At 63.4% G+C, this 5,999-nt stretch carries 7 protein-coding genes and 1 pseudogene; 4 read left to right on the forward strand and 4 right to left on the reverse strand.

What is annotated here, in order from left to right; translation table 11 throughout:
* A partial coding sequence (locus tag L9Z73_RS23675) for a helix-turn-helix domain-containing protein (RefSeq protein ID WP_247406216.1) occupies nucleotides 1-212 on the reverse strand: 212 nt, incomplete at its 3' end.
* 108 nt (nucleotides 213-320) lie between these two features.
* Here L9Z73_RS23675 and L9Z73_RS23680 point away from each other — a divergent pair.
* Nucleotides 321-1,070: a sulfite exporter TauE/SafE family protein gene (locus L9Z73_RS23680; protein ID WP_247406231.1), complete on the forward strand. Its 750-nt coding sequence runs from the start codon at nucleotides 321-323 to the stop codon at nucleotides 1,068-1,070.
* Here the strand turns inward: L9Z73_RS23680 and L9Z73_RS23685 are convergent.
* On the reverse strand, nucleotides 1,060-1,941 hold the full coding sequence (locus L9Z73_RS23685) for a LysR family transcriptional regulator (protein WP_247406219.1): 882 nt from the start codon (nucleotides 1,939-1,941) through the stop codon (nucleotides 1,060-1,062). The two genes, L9Z73_RS23680 and L9Z73_RS23685, sit on opposite strands and share 11 nt — an antisense overlap.
* A 70-nt stretch (nucleotides 1,942-2,011) precedes the next feature.
* Between L9Z73_RS23685 and L9Z73_RS23690 the strand changes: the two genes are divergently transcribed.
* Complete coding sequence (locus tag L9Z73_RS23690) at nucleotides 2,012-2,218, forward strand: DUF1127 domain-containing protein (protein ID WP_247406222.1); 207 nt, start codon at nucleotides 2,012-2,014, stop codon at nucleotides 2,216-2,218.
* A gap of 44 nt (nucleotides 2,219-2,262) precedes the next feature.
* Nucleotides 2,263-3,486, forward strand: coding sequence for a winged helix-turn-helix domain-containing protein (locus L9Z73_RS23695; protein ID WP_247406224.1), 1,224 nt, complete (start codon nucleotides 2,263-2,265; stop codon nucleotides 3,484-3,486).
* Between the two features lie 31 nt (nucleotides 3,487-3,517).
* Here L9Z73_RS23695 and L9Z73_RS23700 read toward each other — a convergent pair whose 3' ends face one another.
* On the reverse strand, nucleotides 3,518-4,864 hold the full coding sequence (locus tag L9Z73_RS23700; protein WP_247406226.1) for a class II 3-deoxy-7-phosphoheptulonate synthase: 1,347 nt from the start codon (nucleotides 4,862-4,864) through the stop codon (nucleotides 3,518-3,520).
* A gap of 125 nt (nucleotides 4,865-4,989) precedes the next feature.
* On the opposite strand from L9Z73_RS23700, the gene L9Z73_RS23705 reads away from it, so the two are divergent.
* Nucleotides 4,990-5,745 carry a spermidine synthase gene (locus L9Z73_RS23705; protein WP_247406229.1) on the forward strand — a complete coding sequence of 252 codons (756 nt, stop codon included), beginning with the start codon at nucleotides 4,990-4,992 and terminating at the stop codon, nucleotides 5,743-5,745.
* 117 nt (nucleotides 5,746-5,862) lie between these two features.
* On the opposite strand, the pseudogene L9Z73_RS23710 reads toward L9Z73_RS23705, so the two are convergent.
* A pseudogene (locus L9Z73_RS23710) lies at nucleotides 5,863-5,999 on the reverse strand (crotonase/enoyl-CoA hydratase family protein); the annotation flags it as partial.

A 5,999-nucleotide genomic window follows, 5' to 3' on the forward strand; every position in this document is an offset into this window, starting at 1 on the left:
CGCTCGGCGAACGCCAGGCCGGCCGGTGTCGGCAGCACCGCATGGGTGCTGCGCTGGAACAAGCGGCTGCCCACCGAGCTTTCCAGGCTGTCGATGCGCCGGGCCACGGCCGAAGGTGTCAGCGGATGGCGACGTGCGGCGGCGGAAAAACTGCCGGTTTCCAGTACATCGAGAAACAGGCTGAGTTGATCGGTCAGAATATTCGGGTTCATCAGTCGACGCTTATGCGAGATTGGCACAGCCATTGTGCGTTGCTGTGCGTATCCGCGCCAGAGCGGACTGCGTAGCATGCGAGGCTTGGGATTGTGGAGTAATGCGTGGTGTTGGATTTAGCGATGTACCTGGTATTAGGCGCGGCATTGGGCACGGTGGGCGGCCTGTTTGGCATTGGCGGCGGGTTGATTGCCATCCCGGTGCTCGGCGTGCTGTTCGGCCTCGATCAGCAGATCGCCCAAGGCACCGCGCTGGTGATGGTGGTGCCCAACGTGATGCTCGCGCTGTGGCGTTATCACCAGCGCAATCGCATTGAACTGCGCCACGCGTTGCCGCTGGGGGTGATGGGTTTCAGCTTTGCCTGGCTCGGCTCAATCTGGGCCGTGGGCCTGGATGCCGGCGCGATGCGCATCGGCTTTATTGCTTTTCTGGTGGCACTGTCGGCCTACAACCTGTTGCGCATGTTCACCCGCAATGCGCCGCCGACGGCACAGATGCGCCATGCCTGGCCGTGGCTCGGCGTGTTGGGCGCGGTCTCCGGCTCCATGGGCGGTTTGTTCGGTGTCGGTGGTGCGGTGGTCGCCACGCCGGTGCTGACCAGCGTGTTCGGCACCACCCAGGTGGTGGCCCAAGGCTTGTCCCTGGCCTTGGCGTTGCCCAGCACCGGGGTGACCCTCGTCACCTACGCCTGGCACCACGAGGTGGACTGGATGATCGGCATCCCCCTGGCGGTCGGCGGCCTGCTCAGCATCAGTTGGGGGGTGAAAGTCGCCCACGCCCTGCCGGAGCGCCTGTTGCGCGGTTTGTTCTGCGGTTTCCTGGTGGTGTGCGCGGTGATGCTGACGTTTAAAGTTTGAAGCCTTCGATGATGTACTCCGCCAGGCAGTCGGTGATGGGCGACGTCGTCAGCGGGTTACGCAACAAGCGCAGATTCATCGACGGCAAGGGTGGGAAACCGTCGTCGCTGCCGAGCACGCGCAGGTCATCCGTCACCAGGCTTTCCATGCTGACCATCGCCGCCAGGCCGGCGCTGACCACAGCCTGGATCGCCGCACCGTTGGAGCTGTTGTAGGCCAGGCGATAATTGCGCCCGGCCGTATCCAGTGCGGTACGGGCCCACTGGTTGTAAAGGCAGTCGGCGCTAGGCAACGCCAGCGACACGGCGTCGTGCTCTTCCACGCAGAAGCACGGCGCCGCCGCCCACACGATGCGCTCGGTGCGCAACAACTCGCCGATATCATTACCGGGTTCGCGGCTGATTACCGTCAACGCGAGGTCTCGCCGTTGCATCAGCACCGTTGACGCCTCGCAGTGCATCTCGATCTGGATCAGCGGGTACGCCTTGGAAAACTGTTTCAGAATTCCCGGCAGGAAGCGCATCACATAGTCGTCCGGGGTGCCGATGCGCACCAACCCGACCATATGCGGTTCGCGCAAGGTATTGAACACCTCGCTGTGCAGTTTCAGGATGCGCCGCGCATACCCCAGCAGCACCTGGCCCTCGGGTGTCAGTCGCACTTGCCGACCGTCGCGCTCGAACAGTTTGCGCTGTAGCACGTCTTCTTCCAGGCGCTTCATCTGCATGCTCACCGCCGATTGGGTGCGGTTGACCTGCTTGCCGGCACGGGTAAACCCGCCTTGATCGGCGATGGCGACGAAGGTGCGCAGCACGTCGGTGTCGATGCTTGGGTAAGGAACCAACTGATCAATCTCCGAGATGTATTTCATAAAAAACATTCGTTGGATTGATCATAGCCTCCGACACACACTTGCGTCATCCCCATGGGAGGGCGAGAAGATGAAAGGTCAAACAGGTTTTGTAGTAGTGGCGAAGCGGCCGTTTCGCGGGCTGTTCCAGGCGATTGCACGGTGGCAGACGCTGCATCACGAGCGGCGGTTGCTGGCCACCTTGAGCGATGCGGCGCTCAAGGACATCGGGCTGAGCCGCGCCGACGTGGAGCGCGAAACCCATCGGCATTTCTGGGAAGATCCGCTGCGAAAATGACCGAGGATGCAGTAGGGTAGGGGCAAGCTCACACGGAGATGCCCATGCCCGCCGACCTGTCTTTTTCCCTCAAGCAAGCGCGCCGCATGGCACTGGCCGCGCAGGGGTTTTCCGGGCGTCAGGCGCCCGCGTTGATCAAGGCCACGCACCTCAACCGCTTGATCGAACGCCTGGGCGTGCTGCAGATCGATTCGGTCAATGCCGTGGTGCGCTCCCATTACTTGCCGTTGTTTTCCCGCCTGGGTCAGTACGCCCCGTCATTGCTTGAGCAGGCGGCCTGGAGCCAGGGCCGACAGCGTTCGTTGTTCGAATATTGGGGGCATGAGGCCTCGTTGTTGCCGATGGCACTGTACCCCTTGATGCGCTGGCGCATGGAGCGGGCAAAACAGGGGCAGGGCATCTATGCGCAGATGGCGCGCTTTGGTCGCGAGCAGCAGGCCATCATCCAGCGCGTCTTGAGCACCGTTGAACAACAGGGCGCCCTGGGCGCGGGCAGTCTGTCGACCCGCGAAGAGCGCGCCGGCCCCTGGTGGGACTGGAGTGATGAAAAGCACGCGCTGGAATGGCTGTTCGCTGCTGGCCTGGTCACGGTTGCCGGTCGGCGCGGGTTTGAGCGGCTCTACGATTTACCTGAGCGCGTCATTCCCGGCGACAGGCTTTACCACGCCCCGCTGAGCGAGGCCGAGGCTCAGCGCGGTTTGCTGCTGCACAGCGCGACCGCGCTGGGCGTCGGCAGCGAAAAAGACCTGCGCGATTACTTCCGTCTGGAGCCTGCCGACACTCGCAGCCGCTTGGCCGAGCTGGTCGAAGACGGCCAATTGCTGACATGCCGGGTGCAGGGCTGGAAGCAGCCGGCCTACTGCCTGCCGGCGCCGAAAGTACCGCGCAAGGTGCCGGCCAGCGCACTGCTGTCGCCGTTCGATTCGCTGATCTGGGAGCGCAGCCGCACCGAGCGGTTGTTCGATTTCCGTTATCGGCTGGAGATCTACACCCCGCAAGACAAGCGGGTGTACGGCTACTACGTGCTGCCGTTTCTGCACAACGAGCGCATCGCCGCGCGCGTCGACCTGCGCGCCGAACGTGCGCACGGGCGCCTGGCCGTGCATGCGGTACACGAAGAAGAGCCGGGGCTGGATGAAGAGGGGATGCGTGCGTTGGCGCTGAACTTGCGGCAAATGGCCGACTGGCTGGGCCTGGAACAGGTGCAGCTCAATTGCCAGCGGCCGAGTGCCGACCGACTAAGGGCGGCGATGCTCACACAACTGTAGGAGCGAGCAGGCTCGCTCCTACAGAATGCGCTCACCGTTTTACTTGCTTCAACGTTTCGGCGATCAGGAACGCCAGCTCCAGCGACTGATCGGCATTCATCCGCGGGTCGCAGTGGGTGTGGTAGCGGTCCGACAAGCCGTCTTCGGTGATGGGCCGCGCACCGCCGATGCATTCGGTGACGTTCTGCCCGGTCATCTCGATATGAATCCCGCCGGCATAGCTGCCTTCTGCCTCGTGTACCTGGAAGAACTCCTTCACCTCGCCGAGGATCTGCGCAAAGTCGCGGGTCTTGTAGCCGCTGCTGGCCTTGATGGTGTTGCCGTGCATCGGGTCGGAGCTCCACAGCACCTGCTTGCCCTCGCGCTGTACGGCGCGAATCAGCGCCGGCAGGTGGTCGCCGACCTTGTGGGCGCCCATGCGCGCAATCAGGTTCAAGCGGCCGGGGTCGTTGTCCGGGTTGAGGATGTCGATCAGGCGGATCAGGTCATCCGGGTTCATGCTTGGGCCGACCTTGACCCCGATCGGGTTGTGTACCCCACGCAGGAACTCGACGTGGGCGCCGTCCAACTGACGGGTGCGATCGCCGATCCACAGCATGTGGGCCGAGCAGTCGTAGTAGTCGTTGGTCAGGCTGTCGCGGCGCACGAAGGCTTGTTCATAGTTGAGCAGCAGCGCTTCGTGGGCGGTGAAGAAGCTGGTTTCGCGCAGTTGCGGCGAGCTGTCCATGCCGCAGGCGCGCATGAAGGCCAGGGTTTCGTCGATGCGGTTCGCCAGTTGGCTGTACTTCTCGGCCAGTGCGGAGTTGGCGATGAAGTCCAGGTTCCACTTGTGTACCTGATGCAGGTCGGCAAACCCGCCCTGGGCGAAGGCGCGCAGCAGGTTAAGGGTGGCGGTGGACTGGTGGTAGGACTGCAGCAGGCGGTCGGGGTCTGGCACGCGGTTTTTTTCGTCGAAGCCGATACCGTTGACGATATCGCCACGGTAGGCCGGCAGGGTGACGCCATCGATGGTTTCATCGTTGGACGAGCGCGGCTTGGCGAACTGGCCCGCCATGCGCCCGACTTTCACCACCGGGCAGCCGGCGGCGAAGGTCATCACGATGGCCATCTGCAGCAGCACCTTGAAGGTGTCGCGGATTTTTGCGGCGGAGAACTCGGCAAAACTCTCGGCGCAATCGCCGCCTTGCAGCAGGAAGGCGCGCCCCTGGGTCACCTCGGCAAACTGACGGCGCAACTCGCGGGCCTCCCCGGCAAACACCAGCGGCGGGTAGCTGGCCAGGCTCTGCTCCACCTGCAACAGGTGCGCAGCGTCCGGGTACTGGGGTTGTTGCTGGATCGGCAGGGCGCGCCAGCTGTCGGGGCTCCAGGGTTGGCTCATCGTGAACTCGATAGGGTGATTGACGGTCGGGCGCCAATGTTATCAGCAATTAGTGCGTGACCTGTTGCCGCTGGTTGGCCGACAATCGCGCCTTTGCCGTGGGGCTAGACCCTTTAGGAGTTGAGATGACCGAGGAGCGTGTCGAGCGCCTGCTGGCCGAGGTCCATGATGACTTCGGCATTGTCCGTGTGCTCGAAGTGGCCGATTACCGTTTTCTCGAGTTTGGCGACGCCATCGAGCAAAGCTGCGTATTCACCGCCGACCCGAGCTGGCTGGAGTACGACTACACCCGTGCGATGCTGATCGGTGCGTTGTGCCATGAGCAGCCGGAGAGCGCGTTGTTCCTCGGCCTGGGCGCCGGCACGCTGACCCAGGCGTGCCTCAAGTTCCTGCCGCTGGAGGATGTCGAAGCCATCGAGCTGCGCCCCGATGTGCCGCGCCTGGCCATTGAGTACCTGGGGCTGGATGACGATCCACGCCTGTACATCCGCATTGGCGACGCTCTGGAATTGCTCGAAACCGCCGAAACCGCCGACCTGATTTTCGTCGACCTGTACACCGACGTCGGCCCCGGCGTCGGGCACCTGGCCTGGACTTTCCTGGAAAACTGTCAGAAGAAACTCAACCCCGGCGGTTGGCTGGTGATCAACCAGTGGGCCACCGACGATGGCAAACCGTTGGGTGCGGCCTTGTTGCGCGGGTTGTATCACCGGCATTATTGGGAGCTGCCGGTGAAGGAGGGCAATGTGATCCTGCTGGTGCCTTCGGAGCTGGATCAGGAGCTGGACCATGCCGCGCTCTCGGCCCGCGCCGAAGCGCTGGCACCGCGACTGGGCTATTCGTTGCAGGCGCTGATCAAGGCCATTCGGCCAGCCACCTAGTTGTCTGAACGGGCGTCATCGCGAGCAAGCCCGCTCCCACATCGACCGCATTCCTTCAGGATGTGCTCGGTCAAATGTGGGAGCGGGCTTGCTCGCGATGACTGCGGCACGGCCAACTCAAATTCCCCTGAATACCCCTGGACGCTTCTCGAGCATGGCGCGCACGCCTTCCTTGGCGTCTTCGCTGTTGAGCAATTGCTCGACCACCGGCGGCAATGCGGCCGCCGCGACGGCTTCGCCCTCCAGGCGCGCCA

Source organism: Pseudomonas emilianonis (genome assembly GCF_023072625.1).
GTDB lineage: Bacteria > Pseudomonadota > Gammaproteobacteria > Pseudomonadales > Pseudomonadaceae > Aquipseudomonas > Aquipseudomonas paraveronii.

Bases quoted from the DNA above. Each gene is read 5' to 3' on its own strand.
- L9Z73_RS23695 (WP_247406224.1), top strand. From the start codon at position 2,263: ATGCCCGCCGACCTGTCTTTTTCCCTCAAGCAAGCGCGCCGCATGGCA.
- L9Z73_RS23700 (WP_247406226.1), bottom strand. From the start codon at position 4,864: ATGAGCCAACCCTGGAGCCCCGACAGCTGGCGCGCCCTGCCGATCCAG.
- L9Z73_RS23690 (WP_247406222.1), top strand. From the start codon at position 2,012: ATGAAAGGTCAAACAGGTTTTGTAGTAGTGGCGAAGCGGCCGTTTCGC.
- L9Z73_RS23705 (WP_247406229.1), top strand. From the start codon at position 4,990: ATGACCGAGGAGCGTGTCGAGCGCCTGCTGGCCGAGGTCCATGATGAC.
- L9Z73_RS23685 (WP_247406219.1), bottom strand. From the start codon at position 1,941: ATGAAATACATCTCGGAGATTGATCAGTTGGTTCCTTACCCAAGCATC.